Source organism: Polynucleobacter parvulilacunae (assembly GCF_018881715.1).
Lineage (GTDB): Bacteria > Pseudomonadota > Gammaproteobacteria > Burkholderiales > Burkholderiaceae > Polynucleobacter > Polynucleobacter parvulilacunae.
In genome coordinates, this window is sequence record NZ_JACVPW010000019.1 from 1 (window position 1) to 234 (window position 234).

Consider the following 234-nt stretch of genomic DNA (forward strand, 5'->3'; position numbering starts at 1 on the left):
GCTGATCGTGGAGCTATTCCAGGTCAGGTTGGTCGTTTGTAAGTTGTAGTCACTCAGAGCGCTGGTGTGGTTACCGGCAACGGTGGCTAAAGCCAGATTGCCAACGGTGACGTTGCTAGCATTGGCTACGTGCGCACTATTAAAGGCGGCAGTAGTCAGATTACTTAAGGTCAAGCTGTCACCTGATACCAGACCAGTGATCGATAAATTGGCTAAGCTAACGGTAGCATTGGC

Annotated in this window: 1 protein-coding gene; it reads right to left on the bottom strand. The window is 50.4% G+C overall.

Annotated features, from left to right (window positions below; genetic code table 11):
• Nucleotides 1–234, bottom strand: a 234-nt coding sequence (locus ICN18_RS10390) for a YDG domain-containing protein (protein ID WP_216190520.1), incomplete at both ends; no start/stop codon positions are given.